At 44.2% G+C, this 20,494-nt stretch carries 9 protein-coding genes; 3 read left to right on the top strand and 6 right to left on the bottom strand.

Features of this window, described 5'->3' with window-relative positions; genetic code table 11:
• Positions 1–190 precede the first annotated feature (190 nt).
• Positions 191–2,215 carry a methyl-accepting chemotaxis protein gene (locus HUZ36_RS12980; protein WP_176033073.1) on the top strand — a complete coding sequence of 675 codons (2,025 nt, stop codon included), beginning with the start codon at positions 191–193 and terminating at the stop codon, positions 2,213–2,215.
• A gap of 58 nt (positions 2,216–2,273) precedes the next feature.
• On the opposite strand, the gene HUZ36_RS12975 is transcribed toward HUZ36_RS12980, so the two are convergent.
• Entirely contained in the window at positions 2,274–3,470 is a 1,197-nt protein-coding gene (locus tag HUZ36_RS12975; RefSeq protein WP_147391293.1) for an iron-containing alcohol dehydrogenase, read from the bottom strand.
• 355 nt (positions 3,471–3,825) lie between these two features.
• Positions 3,826–4,572, bottom strand: coding sequence for a substrate-binding periplasmic protein (locus HUZ36_RS12970; RefSeq protein WP_176033072.1), 747 nt, complete (start codon positions 4,570–4,572; stop codon positions 3,826–3,828).
• 170 nt (positions 4,573–4,742) lie between these two features.
• Between HUZ36_RS12970 and HUZ36_RS12965 the strand changes: the two genes are divergently transcribed.
• Positions 4,743–5,270 carry an acyloxyacyl hydrolase gene (locus HUZ36_RS12965; protein ID WP_176033071.1) on the top strand — a complete coding sequence of 176 codons (528 nt, stop codon included), beginning with the start codon at positions 4,743–4,745 and terminating at the stop codon, positions 5,268–5,270.
• A 404-nt stretch (positions 5,271–5,674) separates the two neighbouring features.
• Entirely contained in the window at positions 5,675–6,910 is a 1,236-nt protein-coding gene (locus tag HUZ36_RS12960) for an MDR family MFS transporter (protein ID WP_176033070.1), read from the top strand.
• A 65-nt stretch (positions 6,911–6,975) separates the two neighbouring features.
• On the opposite strand, the gene HUZ36_RS12955 is transcribed toward HUZ36_RS12960, so the two are convergent.
• The 4 genes from HUZ36_RS12955 to HUZ36_RS12940 form a co-directional block, all read right to left on the bottom strand.
• Positions 6,976–8,049 (bottom strand): hypothetical protein, encoded by a 1,074-nt coding sequence (locus HUZ36_RS12955; protein WP_176033069.1) that lies wholly within the window; start codon positions 8,047–8,049, stop codon positions 6,976–6,978.
• Between the two features lie 74 nt (positions 8,050–8,123).
• Positions 8,124–9,176 carry a hypothetical protein gene (locus HUZ36_RS12950; RefSeq protein WP_176033068.1) on the bottom strand — a complete coding sequence of 351 codons (1,053 nt, stop codon included), beginning with the start codon at positions 9,174–9,176 and terminating at the stop codon, positions 8,124–8,126.
• A gap of 162 nt (positions 9,177–9,338) precedes the next feature.
• Positions 9,339–10,577 carry an NAD(P)/FAD-dependent oxidoreductase gene (locus HUZ36_RS12945; protein ID WP_128732484.1) on the bottom strand — a complete coding sequence of 413 codons (1,239 nt, stop codon included), beginning with the start codon at positions 10,575–10,577 and terminating at the stop codon, positions 9,339–9,341.
• Between the two features lie 115 nt (positions 10,578–10,692).
• Positions 10,693–20,493 (bottom strand): non-ribosomal peptide synthetase, encoded by a 9,801-nt coding sequence (locus HUZ36_RS12940; protein ID WP_176033067.1) that lies wholly within the window; start codon positions 20,491–20,493, stop codon positions 10,693–10,695.
• Position 20,494 lies beyond the last annotated feature (1 nt).

The raw sequence follows: 20,494 nt of genomic DNA, 5'->3' as shown, positions 1-20,494 counted from the left end.
GCTCATAAATAATCAGGTGGTTTTCCACTATGATCGCTAAAACTAAAAATAAAATCAAAAAGTAAGTAAGCAAAAGTAAGGTTTTGTAGCTACCTTTTTAATAGTTGAGTTCATAAAATTTAGAGTATTTACTTGGTTTTTTATTCCGTTTGTAACATAGTTTGGTTACTCAAATTAGAGCAATGACATTATGCTAAGTAAACTAACAATAAAACAAAAAATTACTTTAGGCTTTAGTGCATTAGGCTTGCTGCTGCTAATTGCAGGTATCCTAGCCTACTTAGCGTTAGCGCAAATCAAATCAGCCAATCAAGATATGGGCGAGGTCACACTACCAATTCAGCGCAGTGCTGATGCTCTGCAGCTTGAACAACTTAAACTCAGCAAGCTTATTGCCCAAGCTTACACATTAGAAAGTGCAGCCGAGATAAGTGACGCAAAGCAGCGATTCGCTGCTGGAAACGCGTTGTATGTTGAGCGCCAACAGCATTTGACATCATTAACGGAATCCATGCCTACGTTTGCAGAGCCGCTAAAACGTACACTTAACCTTGGTCGTAAACTAAGTCTTGCAGCAGAGCAAATGCTACAGGCTAAAGCCGATGCTGTAGAAGCACAACAACGCATTCATGAGCAATATCAAGCGTTGAAAAAAGATAAAGAAACGGCCAGCAATGCGATGCTGGATCTTGAGTTACTAGAGACCAGCAATACGAGACAATTAGAGGAAATGATAGGTACAGGGGTTCGTATTGATGACATGCTCTTTACCCTTGAAAACAACAGTGAGAGGATAAGTGGGCTATCACTTCAACAGCTAACGCCTCATCAACAAGACATGCTGTTTTTACTGGATAATATTGATAATAACGTGGCATTTTTACAGCGCCAAGCTGTAGGAATGAATGCGGAGCCGCTACTGGCGCAGTTTGGTGAGGGAATGGCTAGACTGAGGGAAAAGCTAGAAACGCCAGGTTACCTTTATAGCGCAGTAAAAGAGAAGCTAAATAAGCAACAGCAAGCCGCTACACTGTATAAACAATCTGAGCAGCATGGTTTTACCATTTTAGCTGAGCTTGAAAAAATGCAGCAAAATGCCAATGCTGCTTTTAATCGTGCACAAAGCGAGATCAGTGTACTAATCGAGCGGGCACAAAATGTGACTATGATACTAGTTGTGGTGTTTATTGTGCTGGGGGCGTTTATTTCTGTATCAACCAGCCGTGCGATGTTAGGGCCTTTGGCTGCGGTAAATAAAATGTTGAGGCACTTAGCTGCTGGTGACTTTTCAAAAAAAATGAGCAAACGTAATGACGATGAGTTTGGACAGTTAATTGATAACATCAACCAAGTAAAAGACAACTTAAGGGAGTTGTTAGAGTCGATTAACAAGCAGGTACATGAGCTCGAAGCATTATCACAAGCTTCACTGCGGGAAAGTAAGCAAATAGCAGGGAATGCCACAGAGCAGATGCGACGTATGGACAATGCAAACCGGCTATCACAAAGTATTTCAGCCAGTGCCTTGTCTGTGTCTGAGCGCTCTTCTGAGAGTCTTGCAAGCATTCACACTGCCAACCAACACAAAACCGAAGTGAGCAAAAATGCACAAGAAAATAAGCAGCATATCTTGTCTTTGAGTACACGTATGTCAGAGGCGGTCGAGAGTATGGCCAAGCTGACCTCACACAGTGAAAGTATTGGCAGTATTTTAGATACTATCGTCTCTATTGCTGAACAAACTAACCTACTGGCGTTAAATGCTGCTATTGAAGCTGCGCGTGCTGGAGAGCAGGGGCGGGGCTTTGCAGTGGTTGCTGATGAAGTAAGAACACTTGCGTCTCGCACGCAAGAATCAACTAATGAAATCAATCAAAAAATTGTTGCACTGCGACAAGATACACATACTGCCGCCGAGGCGATTAACTCTGGCCAACGAGATGTTGAATTCAGTGTCCAACAAAGCGAAGCGCTTGCACTGGCAATGGATGAGATAGCCACCGCGATTGCACAAGTGACTACGCTAAGTGAAGAAGTAAATCAAGCTGCGGGACATCAAGCGACAGACTGTCAACAAATAGAGCAAGTGATGCTAGACGCACAGAGCACTGCAAGCGATAACGCTCAAGCTATGCAAAGTTTAGCAAGGGGCAGCGAGTCTTTAAGTAGTTTCTCGCATCGCCTTGCTACACTAGTTGAGCGATTTAAATTGTAATATCAGTGATGATGACAACGCACGTTACGAAGTGCAGTGTCATCGTTACCGTATTCAGCTAACAAGCAATGTCTTTTATAATTCCCTGACATGCGCAAGGATCCATAAAGTGTGGTACCGGATAATCTGGGTGGGCTTCTTTTAATGCAAGCTCTGCTAAATATGCCACGTCGCTTTGTAGAACTTCATGAAGCTTGGTTTGAATATTTAGCTCGCGCAGCAAGTTTTCTATGTGGTTAAGCAAGTCGTCTGCTTGTCGTTCTATTGGGTAGTCCAACGAAGTAAGGCCACAGTATCTGGCGATTAAGGCTAGCTGCTGGTTTATTCTATCACCATACCATTTGAGTACAGGTAGCAATAACACTGCGTTGGCAAGGCCGTGAGGCGTGCCATACTGTGCACTTAATTGATGCGAAATAGCATGTACATAACCTACAGATGTTCTGGTAAAGGCTTGACCAGCGTAATGAGAAGCGAGTAGCAACTGCGCTCTTGCGTTTAAATCATTAGGGGTCTGTTGCACTTTAGGTAAAAACTCAAAAATGGCTTTACATGCGCAAAGCGCGCGCTCTTGACTAAATTTCAAACAGTTGATACTGAGGAGCGCTTCAATTGCGTGAGTTAAGGCATCAATCGCAGTGGTTGCGCTAATATGTGCAGGCATGCTGGTGGTTAATTCTGGCAACAACACAGCGTGATGGGGCACCAAGCAGAAGTCTGTTGCAGCGTATTTTGTATTGCTCTGTGGGTCGTTTACCACAGCTGCAACGGTAGTCTCTGATCCAGTTCCTGCGGTGGTTGGAATAGCAATATTGGCAGGCAAGCGCTTGAGTACTTTAAACAGGCCTTTTAGCTGGGTAACTTGCTTGTGAGGCCTGACAATTCTTGCACCAATGAGTTTGCCGCTGTCTAATACCGAGCCACCGCCAAGAGAAATAATAGCTTTACAGTGTTTTTGATGATATGTCGCGACACCATTTTCAATGTTGTCTATGGTAGGGTTGGGTAATACCTCACTGTAATAATGCGCGACCAGATTGGCTTTTTCTAATGCCTCTGCAACGATGTTATGGAGGTTTAGCTGTAATAGGACGTTATCTGTGACAACCAGAACGTTGTCCCCTTTTTGCAATCCCAGTGCTTGTATCGCACTGTCTAATCCTTGTTTACCCTGATGTAGTTTGGGGCTTGGAATACCAATAAAAATCACAATACATTTGAGTGCAAAATGGTAAATGCGATAGAACCAATTCATAGTTACCTACCTATAACTGAGAATAAGAGCGCGAAATTGGTAAGATGAAGCATTGTAAGGCTGTGTTAGCTGTATGACGCAGACTACAGCCCAATACCAATTAAATCGCAGTAAAATTTGTAAGGTTATACCAATTTTCTTAATTAAGAGGTCTATTTTGAGGCGAGAAAATCTTGTCGATAACTAGGCAAAAATTTTGCTATTTAGTTGTTCTAAATAAGAAATTTTTAACGCTGTTAGCGTCAGATTTACTCCTTCAAATTGAGCAAGTTTTAAGTCAAACTGGTATTAATACCTCCAGTCTGTACTGTAGACTTATCATATCGAGATTGCGAGTAAAATGATCAGCTGGGTGTTACGGCCTAACTTGACAGCCAACGTCAGTCATATGACGTTTTTCAAGTACTTGAGCTGCTGCTTTTTTTAATTTTTGTACGTAAGCTTCTGGCGCATTTTTACGAGCAGTGAGGTAAAGTGTTTTACTCAAGTCGGGGACTTCTAAGACTTTATCCCATTGCGCACGAGCGCCCATTCTAGTTGCCATTCTTTCAACAAAATTCTCCGCACCGAAGATGAAGTCTATTCTACCTTTTTCAAGCAGACCGCCAGCTCGATTAAAGCTACTGACCGATACAAGGTTATTGTCAGGATTAAAACCGTGCTGTTTCAGGTAATTCTCTGAGAGTTGGTCGGCACCAACGGCAACAACATGTTGTTTTATTTTTTCTATACTCCACTGAGAGTGAGTGTTTACATCGGTACGCTTATAAAACGCGACGTTCAATTCACACAGCGGTGCAATCCAAGTGTAATTCGCTTCTCGATCACTGGTCTTGGCTAATGAGTACAGCAATGCGTAAGGCGATTTACTGGCATATGACTTGGCTCGTGCCCATGGCAACATATAGATTTGATAGCCTAAATCGGCTTCCCACATAATGAGTCTGACAATTTCGCTAGCAAAACCGCCGATGGCGCCATTTTTTTGTTTGACTTGATAAGGAGGAAAATGCTCGGTGTAGATATCTATTTTCTTTGGTATGTCAGCGTGTGTATAAAAAGCACTGAATATAGCGATAACGCTCCCAATGAAATACTGCATATAACGTTCTCAAGGTCGTTTTAGGTAGTATAACTCATAATTTGGTATTGGTTTTCCTTGTGCCTTGATAATTTTTATTTGGTGTCATTATGGCATCATTAAAGTGCGTTTTGGTGTGTTTATAGAATTAAATAATGACGTAAACTAGTCTCCGTGGTTGAGGAGTTGTTATGCGTTTTGTTTCATTGATAATGGTCTGGCTAGGTTTCTTATTGGTGTCTATCCCTTCATATAGTAGTGAAGTTGCACTGGATTATGTGATGGGAGAGGGTGACGTTAAAGGCTTAAGGCTTGGTTATCGGCCAGCATACTTTAGTATTTCAGAATATGGGTTTAGTGAAGGTTCGTACATTTACTTTGAGTTGAGTACGAACTATTGGGAGTATGGCGACCCAAAACGTTCAGACACCAGTTTTGCAATTGCTTTATCGCCAGTGCTCAATGTGCCAATAACCAAACTCGGCACGATGCCTGTTAATTTTGAATTTGGTATTGGCATGTCATACGTCAGTGACACACGTTTTGCCGGTAAAGATATTGGTGTGCATTATCAATTTGAAGACCGAATTGGTATCAATTTAAGCGTAACACCATATAGCAAAGTGGGAATGAGGTACTTACATTACTCAAATGCTGGTCTAAGTGATCATAATCCAGGTCTGGATTTCTTTAACTTATTTTACGTTAGGCGGTTCTAATACGGTTTACTAAACCAACTTTCGTATTCAAACAGTAGGTTGGCTGTTATTGCTCAACCTTAGCGTGATTTTGCAAACAGGTCGGATCCGGTTTGCACAACGGTTTTTTCTCCCTTTTATGATTTCAAGGATGAAATCTTTTCTTACTTATTTCACGATTATTTTCCTTTGGTAACGCGTTAGAATCTACCTGCTGATGTTGCTGTTTTAGGGATGTTTTGGCCGCAGTGTTCAGCTGTAACGACAAATAACTTCTGACTAGCGTTATATTACGCCTTTTGAGATTGGGTATTTTATAACCTTTTATCTTGAGTTCAGGTGTAATACTGCGAACAAAAGTTTGACCTAAACTTAGGTTTAGGAATTAAGGTCTTTTTCCAAACAATAATAAAGCAGGAAGAACCATGGAAATAAGCTCTGTAACTACACGATTAACACGTTTCACCCCATTAGTTTGGGTGATGCTAATTGGCAACTTTTTTGTTCGTGCCAGCTATTACATGGTGTGGCCATTTTTAGCCGTAATACTGTATGAAAACTATGGGCTAAGCGCTACTGAGGTAGGCTTGCTGCTGACGTTATCTGCGACGGTCGCAGTCTTTTTAGGCTTTTACACCGGTAATTTGGCTGATCGTTTTGGTCGCACCAAAATGTTATACATTGCTGTCAGCATAGGAGCGATTTCTTTTTCTATGCTAGCGGTGGCAGAGTCATTATGGCTATTCGCAACATCGGTATTTTTGGCCTGTTTGCCCAGAACGCTTTGGGATGCACCTAGTAAGGCGTTACTTACCGAAGAACTGGCAGATGTAAAAGACAGAGAACTAGCGCTTCACCTTCTCTATTTCTTAGTCAATGTAGGAGCAGCGCTTGGGCCTCTTTATGGGTTATGGGCGGGGCTCAACGGGGAGCAATTTAGTTTTATCTACACCGGTATATCTTATATCGGTCTACTATTTGCTCTGCTTTATTTTCGACCTAAGTTGAGTGAAGCACAGCTTGCAACTGCTCAGTCAGTAGCTAAATCTGTACCAAAGTTTTCAAAGTGGCTTGGGATTTTACGTAAAGATAAAGTATTTCTGATAGTGCTTGTTGCCACGACTTTGGTGTACTTAGTATATGCTCAGTGTGATTCGAGCTTAGTTCAATACCTTACCCGTGCTCAAGTACCTGAATTAGCATGGTTGATCTCAAGCCTCATAATAGCGAACTCAAGTGTCATTATTATCTGTCAGTTTCCGCTGCTCCATTTGATGAAAAATTGGCGAATTGAACATCGACTATATGCAGGCGGGATAGTTTTGGTGATATCTCAATTGATGATGGCTATCAATGATGTACAAAATGTCTGGGGTTGGATAGCAGCAATGATGGTGTTGAGTTTAAGCGAGGCGATTATGTTCACAAATATCAATGTGTACATCGATAGGTTGGCTCCTGATAATTTAAAAGCTAGTTACTTTGGTGCCGCTGGACTTTGTTCCCTAGGATATGCTGTGGCACCAGTAATAGGTGGACTTATCTTGGATCTGCACTCAGGGATGATGTTGTTTATAGTAATGGCATTAGTATCAATCACGGCGCTTGGTTTTTATCGTATTGCTCAGGTAAAACCAAGCGTGGCCGCTGAAGCTTCGTAAATATCCCGCGCTCACAGTATATGCGGTGTTCGAACCTGTATCACCGCTTACCTTTTTAACTGGTATTAATTACCAGCCATTTTCTGTAAGTAGCTAAGGCGCTGTTGCTCCGCTGCGCTTGGCTGATATGGCTGACGCTCCAATGCGTCAAAGTAAAAATCGGTGATCTCATACTCAGAGACTTTACTGTCGCCAAATTGTGCCCGTTTTCCTGGCATGGGTGACATTTTCTCAATAACAAAGGTTTTTAGTGTAAATCGTGAAGGGCCTGACTTCGCTGAAAATGGCTCAAGCACTGAGTGATGGGCTTTTAAATGAAAGACCTGTTTACCCTCGCTGAGCTTTTGTTTTTCTACTAGATGACTTACGGGAGTGCCATCAGGTGTGAACAGGTTTGCGCGGATCCGATAGCTACCGCTTTGTTTTACCTCAAGCTGAAGCGGGATGACTAAATCGCTTTTATGGGGATATGGCTGGGCAATCGTTAGTAAAGTCGCGCTGGGTTGATAGTAACGAGCATTGGCGGTTAGTGCCACGGGCTTGGCATTGGTTGGGTTTGCTCTAACTTGGATATTTAACTCAGGTGGCCAGTCTGCTTGTCCTGCAATTTCTCCTTGCCAAACCTCTGCTTTTTTTATTAATCGAGAGGTTGCGATGGTCTGTTGTGTCATTGGATCAACGATTGTAGCAACCGCACTGGAAAACTGACTGCCAGATAAACTAACTTCGATGGTTGCTGGATGAATAAAGCGATATTGATTTAATGTCAAAGACACCTGTTGGTTGGTATCTTCTAATAACATAGTAACGGCGTAAAAATGGTTGGGGTTGAGTCTGTCAAAATCCCCTTTCCCAAGTGGTTGTGAATAGGGTGGCAAGGAGATGCTGTACTCATAATGTGCTGCCGCAGATTGCGCTGCTTGTGCAAGGGGCAGGGCATCGATGAGAGGTTGTTTTTTTGACGCTGTGGCTTGCGCTGTAGCCGCCTTCGGAGTTGGTGTTATCGCACTTGCATTAAGGGGAGGAGTTGCCTGCAAGGCGGGTGTAGGTGAGGGAGGCATTGGGCGCTGCAAGGCAAAAAAAACTGCCGCAATACAGACGATGACTAAAAGCGTGCTGATTAAGAAAAACTTTTTCATAAACTTACTCTGTTAATACAAGGAACTGCGCAAGTCAGTTCCTCAACATAGAAATTAGTAAAGTGACACTGTGATCACAGTGAACTTAAAATCAATTGTGAAAAGCTTTGAGAGTCAGACTCGCTTACGTAGCGATAGGTTTTTTTCCAAAACCAACTGCCAGTTGTTTCTTCGTAAGTGTTGAAGCGAATAGTCTTATATCCAGCATTGAACTGGGTGCGTGCTGCGGTTACTTTGCCTTGATAGTCTCTATCAGGAAGATTGCCGTGACTATACTCAGCACTCATGAGAAGTGGGTAGTGATAGGGCATAAAGTTTGTTACTGCATCATCTTGTGCAGTGAGCTGACCATTGATAGCAACACTGCTACTACAGCTTCCAAAACTGCCTTTTGCCGACGCACCGCAAGAGGAATGAGTAGATACCACACCATCGTCATTGCCAGGTAAAAAGCCTGACGTGAGACCAAAATAGTCACTTGCATCAGCAACAAATCGCAGGCGTGGCGCATTGTCACTCGGGTATTGCGAGACTTGTCTGGCATTATTAACCTTTAAATCCCACATTATCCCAAACTCTTCGGGCATACTGCCTAGCCACGCTTCAATAGCTTGACGTGTTAGTCCACCGACTATGCCACCAGAAGTTGCCGCGTTAATTGCGGTGTCAGCTAATTCACTGCCCCCACCGGCACCTGCTAAATCAAAGGTAGCGACAATATTCAAAGGAGAAAGGCCTGCATTTTGCAACCAAGTTGCTTGGTTATCTAAGATATAACGTGCGACTAGATCACCGGTTGAGTGAGTCACAAACACACACCCTGGATCACAGGTGCCATTCTCGGCAAATGACTTTAATTTTGGCCAAATAAAGTCAGTGGCAATTTTACCTTCTAGGCGCTCATAAGAAGGCCAATCGATGCGAGCATCAGCATGGTTTATCCAAAAAGATGACCAGTACTCTTGACCTTCAAGCTCAACATTGGTGCTAGTTGGGCGGTTTAGTTGATCCGCTTGAAAGCCATGGATAAGAATGGTTTTATAGTTTGCGGCCTGTACCGGAGTGCTAAGTGCCACGCCGGATAATAACGCTGAAATAACAGCAGTGTATACAAAGTTAGTTTTCATTGTCTTCGTCCTTTAAAGCGCCAAGTGACACATCTATAACTAGCCTAAGACCGAGTATTAATCTCGTGAGCTCTTAGAGTTCGCACAACTACTTTCACTACTACTGAAACGCATCTTATTAGTATAATTTGACGTGCATCATTATATTCACGTCAGGTTAACTTACGCTACCTCTGGGTTATTGTGAAGATCCGAAAGTAAATTTAATGTTTTTTCACTACGTTTCACAAATGGGTTGGTGTCGTCCCAAACATAACCAGCCAAAACAGAAGTGATTTGGCTTTTTATTTTTTCCGGCTTGTTATTTGAAAAGAATAAACGGCGCAGACGACCGTCATACCAGCCTTCAATATAGGTGCGCATCACTGCGATACCATCAAGCATGTGCTGCTCATACTCTTGTTGCCAGTCTGCGGCTTTACCCTCAAGTTGCTTGACTATTAAGTCTGCGGCTCTAGCTCCGGACTCAATCGCAAACATAACTCCCGCTGAAAAAACAGGATCAATAAACTCGCTAGCGTTACCAGTTAGCACGAAGTTTTTGCCATAAAGCTGCTTAATCCCTTTGGAATAACCTTTAATCTCCTTAGGCTCCATGCAAAGCTCCATTCCCTCTAGCATCGCGGAGGCATGTTTATCACGAGCAAGATAAGTTAAAAAGCGTGCTTTGGTATCACCTTCTGCGCTCTCTAAATAAACCGGATCACCAACAAAACCAACGGAAACGCGGCCATCTGAGAAAGGGATCAGCCACGCCCAAACTTCTTCTTCGTGAACTAAAATAGTGACTTTATTGTTTTCAGCGCCTGTATTGACACCGTTTGCTGGTTTAAATTGTGCGAACAGTGTTGCACGTGTAGGTAAAGAAGAAGGCTCGTTTAAGTCCAATAAGTTAGCTAGCACACGGCCATAACCACTGGAGTCAACTACGAATTTTGCTTGGATTTCTTGTTGCTCACCGGCCTCGTTTACTACTTTAACAATAGGTGATTCAAGCTCCATATTAGCATCAACAACTGATGTACCGAACGCAATAGGTGCGCCCATTTTTTGTACTTCTTCTGCAAGTACATTATCAAAATCGTCTCTAGGTACTTGCCAAGTCCAAGTCCAGCCATCAGTATAATTTTTTGAAAAGTCGAAAAATTCGTGGAAATCATCTTGCTTAAAATTGGCACCAATTTTTTTCTGGTAATTGCGTGCGACAAGGGCTTCCATAAATCCCGCATCTTCTAAGTGCTGCATACTTTGTGGTAGAAGACTTTCACCGATGACATAGCGAGGGAAGTGGCTACGCTCAACAATTTTTACTGTGAGTCCAGCTTTGATAAGTTTTGCTGCGGTCATGGTGCCGGCGGGTCCAGCACCGATAATAAGTACATCTACATTTTCCTTAGCCATTTTGTAATTCCTTAATCATATATTGTGAGAAATGTGGCATTGAGTTAGTCCTAGAGTGATACACTTAAGCATCACACTAGGATTTTAATTTAACATTATATTAACAGTGAAATTGTTAAATAGTGTTCATAATTTCTGACATTTTTATTAAGTCATCAGGGGTTTTAATCCAGCTGTTGTGAGAGCCTGTCATCACGATTTCTTGGAGCTGTTTAATATCCATGACTGTATTAATAAGATTATGCTTTTTGTTGAGATATAAGTTGATAATACGATTGGATAGTTGTAGTTCTAAACTGTCCGAGGGGGAGATCTCTACCTCTGATCCGGCACTAAACAGGGTCACTTTTGCATCGCATACAAATCGAGGTTCAGCACAGTAATTGTAATTAATACTATCAGGTGCTAGCGCTGCAAATTCGGGGTATAAAGTAAAAGCTTCATCATTAACTTTTGCGTAGTCAAAACATGGGTCAACAAACACAATGTGCTCAATCGTGTCGCCGTTTTTCTGTAATAACTTTGCGACCTCTAGTACCAGTGTTGCCCCAAAGCTCCAACCAAAAAGTCGGTAAGGGCCACTTGGTTTTAACTTTTTAAGGTGGATAACATATTGCAGGGCTAGCGTTTGGAACTGGTAGTATTCATAAGCCAGTGAGCCTTCGCACTTGTCTTGCGCAGCATAAATGTTGTTGAAGCAATAACAGGGTGACGAAAGTTTCGGGGCAAGCGATTGTAAGTAACTCTCAGCGCCTCCACCTCCAGGTGGAAATAAAAACCACTCAATAGGGGTATCCGTGCCATTCACTAATGCACCGACTTCTATATCGCTTAGGGTTTTTAGACTACCTTGTTCACACGCGCCAAGTGAATGTTCAACAATTTGTGTTAGCGTCGCTGCAAATGCAGTGATAAATTTTTGCGTTTGGTTGTCACCTAACTGACTTGCAAAGGTAAGTTGCAGCTGCATTTGACGCACTTGCGCATTGACTATTAATGCCATCTCGTCTCGGTTTTCTTCACTGCTTGCTTTACCAGAGTCAGCGCTTAGCATACTTATACCATTACCCTGAGTATCGCTATTGTTGTCAAGCTGTCCCAAATAATTGAAGCTTACTTTGGGCAGTTGGCTAAAAGCAAACTCGCCACGCCTTACCAGCTCACTAAAGCCAAGCCCTTTGTCTGGAATAGCCCGAAGCGTTTCTTTGCTACTAATAATCAAGGTAGACAAGTCGTCCTCATTTTTTAACGCAACGGGGAACATACTGGTAAACCAGCCAAGTGTTCTGGAAGTATCAATCTCATTGCTCAAATGTTCGCGGCCGTGGCCTTCTAATGTCAGGTGACAGTAGTCTGTGGTGAAGCTGTGACACCATGCTCTGGCAAATGCACTCAGTAACAAGTCATTGATTTCAGTATTGAAACCAGCAGGCGCATGGCGTAAAAGCTGCTCGGTAAAATGCCTATCGAAGCGATGTGTAAAGTGTTGCTGTGGAGCTGTTGCATTGAGTGGCTGGTGGGTATGTAGCACATTTTTCCAGTATGGGATTTGTGGCTCAAACGGATGTTGGGCTAATACTTCTGACCACTGACGATAGCTACTTGTTTTATTTGCAAGCATGCCTCCTTGGAGCAAATTGTTGAGATCTTCAACAAACACCCGCCATGACACACCATCGATGATTAAGTGATGGACAATAATGGCCAGTCTAGGCGCACAGGTTTCACTGTTCAACAGGACAGGTTGCCAAAGGGTGCCACTCCCTAATTCAAAGCGCCCGTGTATATTGGTCAGTGCTTGTGCCGTTTGCTCAGCATCAAGGGAAGTCGTATCTAAGTGGATCAGCTTTGGCACAGGGCAGCTTTTGGTGCTTTGATACTGAGATTGCCATGTTTCACCTTGGCTAAACTGTGCTCGTAATATGTCATGGTGACAATGAAGCTGAGCAAGGGCATTCTCTAGCGCATCTAGTGTAATATCATGTGGCAGCGCCAGCATTACAGATTGATTAAAATGCGCTTTATGTTGGTAATGAGAGGTAAGAAACCACTGCTGAATTGGCAGAAGAGGGATCTTGCCATCAAGTTCGCCCTGCTCTGCATTGATTATTACCAGTTCACTCGTTGCTAAAAACTGGCATAGTGCGTCAAGTGTAGGATAGGTAAAGATGTCTTTGGTGGATAAAGCATAACCTGCGCGCTTTAGCGCGGACATCAACTGAATACTAATAATGGAATCGCCGCCAATATGGAAAAAGTTATCATCCAGCCCCACTTGCTTGAGTCCAAGTACTGCACACCAAATCTGTGCAATCTGTTTTGCTTGCGCTGTCTGTGGTACTCGGCGGTGCTGTGCGTGAGAAAACTCTGGCTCTGGCAGCGCGCGAGCATCAATTTTACCGTTTATTGTTACAGGTAGCGCATCTAACACCACGTAGGCGCTGGGCAGCATATAACTTGGCAGTAGTTGACACAGCGATTGCTCTAGTGCAGCTTCATTGAATGACTCTGTGTTTGCGAGTACCAAGTAAGCGACAATACGTTTAATTCCATCTTGCTCGTTTACCTTTATAAAGGTTGTTTTAACGTGTGGATGCTGTTTAATGGCAGCTTCAATTTCCCCAAGCTCAATACGGTAGCCGCGAATTTTAACCTGAAAATCGCTTCGTCCAACGTAGTCAAGTAGGCCATCTTCACGCCACTTAACTAAGTCGCCCGTTTTATACATTTTGTTCCAACCATTTTCGAGATACTTAGTCGATGCGAATGGATTAATTAAGAATGCTCGTTCAGTTAAATCTGGGCGGTGCAAATAGCACCTTGCCATACCTGCGCCACCAATATACAGCTCTCCTGCGACTCCTGGTGGCAGTAATTTTCCTGTAGGTGACAACACGTAAGCAGACTTATTAGCAGTAGCACGGCCGATGGGCGCGCCTTGAGTGGTGTCATTGAGTAAACAGCATGTTGCATAGACGGTTGTTTCTGTAGGGCCATAAGCGTGATAGAGACTGAGATTGGGGGCTTGACTTTTTACTTGCTCAACCATAGTCAAATCAACGGCTTCACCCCCAAAGTTAATTTGTTTCAGTCCTGCGAGCACAAAAAAATCTTCGTTGGCTAAACGGTTGAATAGCGCAGTTGTGACGAAGCAGGTATCAACATGATTTTGCAGGCAATAGCTTACGAGCTTGGTTGGATCAAGTTGGGTATGTTTGTCTATTAGATGTAATGTTGCTCCATGGCAAAGCGTTACAAAGCAATCAAAAATGAAGGCATCAAAGGTAATGCTTGACAGACTAAGCACATTGTTTAACAAGGTGGCGTCAATAAAGTGGTCGTCAGTAGCATAATTTAACAATGCTTCGTGGCTTACCTCTACGCCTTTTGGATTGCCAGTGGTCCCAGAGGTATAAATAATATATGCCAGATCAGATGGTTGTACAGATACCTTGGGCTCAACGGTGGCTTCATGTGATGGCGCGTCACTGACTAGATAGTCCAGAGCAGCTAATGGTGAGCTTGCTAGTTTATTTAGCCACTGAGACTGAGTGATAACGATTTTTGCATCACAGTCTTTGGCAATATAGTCAATTCTTGAGTCAGGAAACTCCGGTGAGATTGGCACGTAACCACCGCCAGCTTTGAGAATAGCGAGGATGGCGACAATCGAGTCCAGCTGTTTTTCGTGCATCAACAATACCGGAAAATCCCCTTGGTACTCATGACCATATATCTCAGCCTTGTAGTGCAACAGCTGCTGCGCCAGCTGACAAGCTTGCTGATTGAGTGCGTCATAAGTTAAGTGTTTATCGTGGCAAACTACAGCGACTGTATCGGGGGTACTCTCGACCTGAGTGCAAAGCAAGTCATTAAAATTATTGAACTTGCATAGTGCACGCTCAGTTTGGTTCCATTCATTAAGAATACGTGCTTTTTCTTCAGCAGTAATTATTTCAATATGATTGTGTAGTAGGTGAGGATCTACAGCAATCTGCTCAAGGATAAGCAGTAGTTGGTTTTGTAATTGCTCTATGCGTAGCGCGCTGAGCAAACTGCCGTCATACATTAGTTCAAGTTGCAAGGTACCTTGCTCTTTTGCGATTAGCGCCAGTGGGTACTCAACTTGTTCTGGCGCTGCGTCAAACTGCCAGCGAGCTTGCTGGGCTTCAGCTTGTTCGTTTTCAAGGTTTGGGTAATTTTCGAAAACAACTAGGCTTTGGAATAAACGCGTGCCACCTTGTTGCAGTGATGCGAGTGACACATTCGCATGACTATTTAAGTCTAAAATGGCCGTTTGGATCTTCTCAAGTTGCTGCGCGATGGTGGTATCGCTAGGCCAATCAAGATAAAGCGGTAACGTATTAATATAAGCACCAACACTTTGCGCGATCCCGTCAATTGGTAAGTCACGGCCTGCGATAGTTGTGCCAACAAGCGTAAATTCGTCGCGCGTGTAAATCTGGATAAGTTTATGCCAAGCAAATTGAACGGCTGCATTGAGTGTGACCGAGTGTTGCTGACACACTTGTTGCAACTTACTTAATGTTTCGTTTGGCAGAGTAAAATGTCGTGTCCGTGGGTCGTGGTTATGACGCAGTGTTTCTAAATCTGTTGAGTGACTAAACAAGGTATTCAGATCGTTTGCCTGTGATAAATCAGCGACATGATTTTGCCAAAAAGCTTTGGTGGCAGCTTGGTTGTCTCTTAGGTAAGCATGGGCATCTAAATAGGCATTATCCACCTGAAAAACAGGCGCTTGGCCTTGTAGTAATTGCGTGTAGTTCTGGTGAACGGTCTGCATAACGAGTGGACCGCTCCAGCCGTCACAAATGCTGTGATGCTCAGTTTTTATTAAGTGATAATGGGTTTCACCGCGTTTGACCACATGCAGGTTAAATAGTCCCGGTCTTGCAAAATTAAACGGCTGGGCGAGCGTTTCTTTTGCCAGCGCTGCGATGTGCTGCTCTTGTTCATCTTGAGGATATTGACTCATATCAATCACACTAAAGTTATCATCATCAACACAAGTGTGATTAACGATAAGCTGTAGCATGGTTTCTTCAACATCAAAGGCGCAGCGCAGAGCCGGATATTGTAGTGAGGTTAACTGCCATGCTTGTAGGTAGAGTGAGGGGTCAATTTTGTCGAAATACTGCATCTGTGACTGCACTCGATAAGCGGTGTCTGTGGGGTTGTTAAGCTGATGGAAGATAAAGCCTTGCTGTAAGTTTGTTGCAGGATAAACTGCGGCTAGGTCGTAGCGTGTGCACAGGGCATCTAAATGGCTGAAGCTGATACCCGTCAGGTTATAGTCGCTCGGTGTGTGTTTGGCACCAAGCGCTTTGGTACTCAATGCTTTATCGATCACCGCTTTAAGGCTGGCGGTGAATTGGCTTTGGAACAGAGCAAATTGTTCATCAGATAATGCTGTGGTGCAATTCAACACAAGTTGACCATGAATAATAGCTGCGTTGATATCCAACACATAATGACCGTTATTCTCGGCGGCGACTTGTTGACCAGTAATGGCCTCGGTTAAGTAGAAGTCGCCACTAGGTTGTTGCACTTTTGTGCCACCGATTTGGCCTAAATAGTTGAATGCAACGCTTGGCAAAGCACCGGTTACCTGTTTGGCAAAATAAAACTGACCAAAAGCAACGCCGTTATCTGGTAAATTACGCAGCTGCTCCTTAGCATTGACGATAGCGTTTTCGAGGCTTTCACCTGCATGGAGTGCCAGTGGATATAATGATGTAAACCAACCAACAGTGCGTGAATGGTCAATGTCTTCTGCAATGTGCTCACGACCATGCCCTTCAAGGGCAATAACCTGATTGTTACTACCAGTAATATGAGCAAGTGTCAGTGATAGCGCGGCAACAACAAGATCCCTAGGCTCGGTGTGATAACCCTGATTAGCCTCAAATAGCAACGGTTGCGTGAATGCAGAATCTAGTTTAATCACTCGGTTTTTCGGTGGGCTCTTGGCTGTTAAGTGCGTTTGGCAAGTATCAAGTACTTCCTGCCAGTAGTTAATTTGTTCAGATTGAACCTGTGCATATTGGGCTAAGGTCTCAACCCACTGGCGATAACTTGACGTTTTTTGTGCTAATTTTTTGCCTTGATAAAGGCTATTTAAATCCTCAATTAGGATCCGCCAAGAGACAAAGTCAATGATCAAGTGATGGAAGGCCAATACCAATACATCTTGGCCTTGGCGTTTGACGCGAATTGGCTGCCATAACGGGCCTGAACTTAACGCAAACTGTGATTGCAAACGGGTTAACTGCTTGGCAAGTTCGTCGTCACTGAGTGTATCTGCATCGAGCCTAGCCAAAGGCGCCATGGTGCTATTTTTTTGGTACTGTTGGGTAAAGTGCGCAGTCTTTTGATTGAACACTAGGCGTAGTACATCGTGTTGCTCAGCCAATGCAGACAAGAGTTCGACTAATCGCTCATCACTGATTGCACTTGGCATCACTGTGGCAAAAGTTTGGGCAAAATGTGCAGGATGAGCAAACTGATTGGCAAAGAACCACTGCTGGATAGGCAGCAGATCGAACTCGCCTTCAAGCTGGCCTTGTTCGGTTTTTATCTCAACCTGCTTATCGCCATTGGCATTGAGAAGTTTTGCCAGCCGCGCCGGAGTTGGGGCGGCAAATATCTCTTTAACTTGTACCGTTAATCCAGCTTCTCTTAAGCGTGAAACCAGCTGAATACTGACAATAGAGTCGCCGCCGATTTGGAAGAAATTATCTTCAATGCCCACTTGCTCAAGACCAAGTACCTGCTGCCAAATCTCACAAAGCTGGGTTTCTAAAGCATTGCGCGGTGTCACATAGAGGTTATCGGCTTGAAGCTCTGGTGCAGGCAGAGCCTTACGGTCAAGCTTGCCGTTACCGGTGAGTGGAATATGTTCAACTAGGATAAAGTGACTGGGCACCATGTACTCTGGTAATGCAGCACTTAGGGCAAGCTTTAACTCGGTAATTTCAAGAGTAGACTCTGCAACAAGGTAGGCGGCCAATGCTTTGCCTTGCGGTGCAGGTACATCAATCACCACGGCGTTTTGTACGCCTTGCTGATTGGCAATGGCAGCGGCAATTTCACCTAATTCAACGCGATAACCACGGATTTTTACCTGCTCATCGTTACGACCGAGATACACCAAGTCGCCGTTGTCTAGGAAGCGGGCAAGGTCACCTGTTTTGTAGAGTTTGTTATGGCCGGGGTCATGACTAAACGGGTTATCAATAAAGCGCTCGGCATTAAACTCAGGGCGATTTAAGTAACCGCGGGCAACCCCAAGACCTGAAATATACAACTCACCCGGTGCGCCAATAGGCATGGGCTGGAGCGACTCAGATAATACATGAAGATTAACGTTAGGATAGGCTTTACCTATGCCTTGATGAAGGCGAGGGTACGCTTGTGCCAGCATCGCACCGACAGTGGTTTCCGTGGGGCCATATTCGTCGAAGATAGCATTAACATGGCCGCTTAAGGCGTCAATGGCCTGCTCAGTCAGCGCTTCACCACCGAGCATTAGGGTATCGACTTGTGCGTTACTGCCTGGTAAGAGTGCCATGGCAAGACTCGGTGTGGTTTTTACAAAACCAATATTCGCGGCGCTGAGGTGAACTCTAAAGGCGGCAGCATCAAGAATATCGCCTTCATAGACACACACGGTTTGCCCCGCGAGGAGCGGACATAAGGTGGTCGTGACTGACAGGTCAAAACAGTAGTTAGACGAAAAGTCGATGTTACGATACTTATCCCCTAACTGGCGGGTTAAGGCATGAAGGTAATAGAGCACATTGTGCTGAGTGAGCATCACGCCTTTGGGTTGCCCGGTTGTCCCTGAGGTGTAGATGATATAAGCCAAGTTAGTCAAAGCCGTTGGACGCACTAAATTCTCATGCTCCACCGCCAGTGCATGGGTATTGACACGGAGCGCTTTCACGCCTTTTCCAAGCACAGGGTTAAGTGAGGGTAAGTGACTTTCCTGCGTTAGCACCAAGTCGGTATTGGTGTCGGTTAAAATAAATTCAACCCGAGCTTCGGGGTAGTCTGGTGAAACAGGGACATAGGCACCACCGGCTTTGAGCACAGCCAACATAGCAATGAGCATCTCGCTGCTGCGAGAAAAGTAAAGCGCGATAGGGGTATCGGCAGGCAATAGGCCAGCTTGGGCTTTGGGGTGCTGAGTAATGATGTGGTTGGCAAGGGCATTGGCTTTACCGTTTAGCTCGGCATAAGACAGTGCGTCACCGCTGCTGGTTAATATGGCTGTTTGTTCAGGGTGACTCGCGACATGCTGCTCCACGATGCTTGCTAGATCTGTATCGCTGGCAAATAACTCGGCGTTGTCGTGCCAAGTACGGAGTGTGTCAGTCTCCAATTTATTTTGTAGCGCTACTTTTGCAAGTGGCTGTGCGGTTCTGGCGATTACCTGATCGATAATATTAATAAAGCGCTCAGCAAGGATTGCGATCCAGTCACTGGGAAATAGTGCGGTGGCGTAGTTAATATCACCAAATACTTCTTGGTTCCCATTTTGTAGCAGTAAACTAATGTCGAACTTAGCGACTTTATGGAGCGCTTTTATTTGTGACTCATCCTCAGGTGTAAATAGCTGTTGACTGTTGTCATCACTATTATTTTTAAACTGCTCAAGTGAAAACATCATCTGAAATAGTGGATGGCGAGACGGATCTCGTTGTAATTTCAGGGCGTCGACCAATTTATCAAATGGTAAATCTTGGTGTGCTTTGGCCGCTTTTAGGGTTTGGTGCACTTGTTGCACTAAGGCATTAAAGTCGAGTGCGTTATCAATATGAACTGGCAGGGCTAAGCTATTGACCAAAAAGCCAATAAGATTTTGCGTCTGACTTAGGTGGCGGTTGTCAGACGGGGTGCCGATGACTAAGTCTGACTGACCACTGGTCGCCTGTAAGGTCAGTGCCCAGCTGCTAAGCAGCACAACATAAAGGCTAGTTTGCTGCTTTTTGGCTATGGTCTTTAAGGCTTCGCTTCTTTCCTTACCCAAATGAATACGATGATCGGCACCGCGATATTGGTATTCCTTTGGCCGTGGTAGGGGTGAGTGTAATTCGAGCTGCTCAGCGCCTGAGAGCGCCTCAGTCCAGTGCTCTAAAAGCGTAGTTAAGGTATCGCCGCTGAGGTACTCGCGCTGCCATTTGGCGTAATCCTTGTACTGTAACTCAAGCGTTGGTAGCTCAGGCGTTTTGCCTGAAGCTAGCATAAAATAGGCTTGATGTAGTTCACGCATAAAGATTTCTGTAGACCAACCATCAAACGCAATGTGATGCCACATAAATAGCACGTAACGTTCAGCGCCCAACGTCCAACAGCAAACCTTGCACATAGGCTCATTGGCTAAATCAAATGGTGTACTGATCGCTTTTTTCACAGCCGCATTAAGCGCCGCTAAGTCAGCTACCGAGGTCGGCGCAATATCAATACTGGCGCTCAATACTTCTTGATAGTCATGGCCTTGCTTGTCTTGACGATAGACACTACGAAGTACTTGATGTCTATCTAACACGATATTTAGCGCGTTTGCTAAATGTGTCAGTTCGGTGTGCTCAGAGAGTCTCACCAAAAAGGGGATATGATAAGCGCTGGTGCCATTTTCTAAGCGTTCGATAAAGAGTAACCGCTCTTGCGCAAACGAAAGCGGATAGCGGTTTAATTCAGGTAATGTGTTAAACGCATCCTTTGAAAAAATTGCTTTTGCTTCAAGGTAATCCATTAACTGCGTTTTGTTTGATTTTAACTTTGCAACAAGCGCTGCATCTGGCGCTTGCGCGCCAAATGACAGCTCTAGTCCGCCATCTTGCAACCAGATTGAGAAATTGTGATCTTTGAGTTCAGCGAGCAATGACAACATG

Source organism: Pseudoalteromonas sp. McH1-7, from assembly GCF_013366255.1.
Taxonomy (GTDB): domain Bacteria; phylum Pseudomonadota; class Gammaproteobacteria; order Enterobacterales; family Alteromonadaceae; genus Pseudoalteromonas; species Pseudoalteromonas peptidolytica.
This window is presented reverse-complemented; position numbering and strand designations above follow the sequence as displayed.

Bases quoted from the DNA above. Each gene is read 5' to 3' on its own strand.
- HUZ36_RS12950 (WP_176033068.1), bottom strand. From the start codon at position 9,176: ATGAAAACTAACTTTGTATACACTGCTGTTATTTCAGCGTTATTATCC.
- HUZ36_RS12955 (WP_176033069.1), bottom strand. From the start codon at position 8,049: ATGAAAAAGTTTTTCTTAATCAGCACGCTTTTAGTCATCGTCTGTATT.
- HUZ36_RS12975 (WP_147391293.1), bottom strand. From the start codon at position 3,470: ATGAATTGGTTCTATCGCATTTACCATTTTGCACTCAAATGTATTGTG.
- HUZ36_RS12960 (WP_176033070.1), top strand. From the start codon at position 5,675: ATGGAAATAAGCTCTGTAACTACACGATTAACACGTTTCACCCCATTA.
- HUZ36_RS12965 (WP_176033071.1), top strand. From the start codon at position 4,743: ATGCGTTTTGTTTCATTGATAATGGTCTGGCTAGGTTTCTTATTGGTG.
- HUZ36_RS12945 (WP_128732484.1), bottom strand. From the start codon at position 10,577: ATGGCTAAGGAAAATGTAGATGTACTTATTATCGGTGCTGGACCCGCC.
- HUZ36_RS12980 (WP_176033073.1), top strand. From the start codon at position 191: ATGCTAAGTAAACTAACAATAAAACAAAAAATTACTTTAGGCTTTAGT.
- HUZ36_RS12970 (WP_176033072.1), bottom strand. From the start codon at position 4,572: ATGCAGTATTTCATTGGGAGCGTTATCGCTATATTCAGTGCTTTTTAT.
- HUZ36_RS12940 (WP_176033067.1), bottom strand. From the start codon at position 20,493: ATGTTGTCATTGCTCGCTGAACTCAAAGATCACAATTTCTCAATCTGG.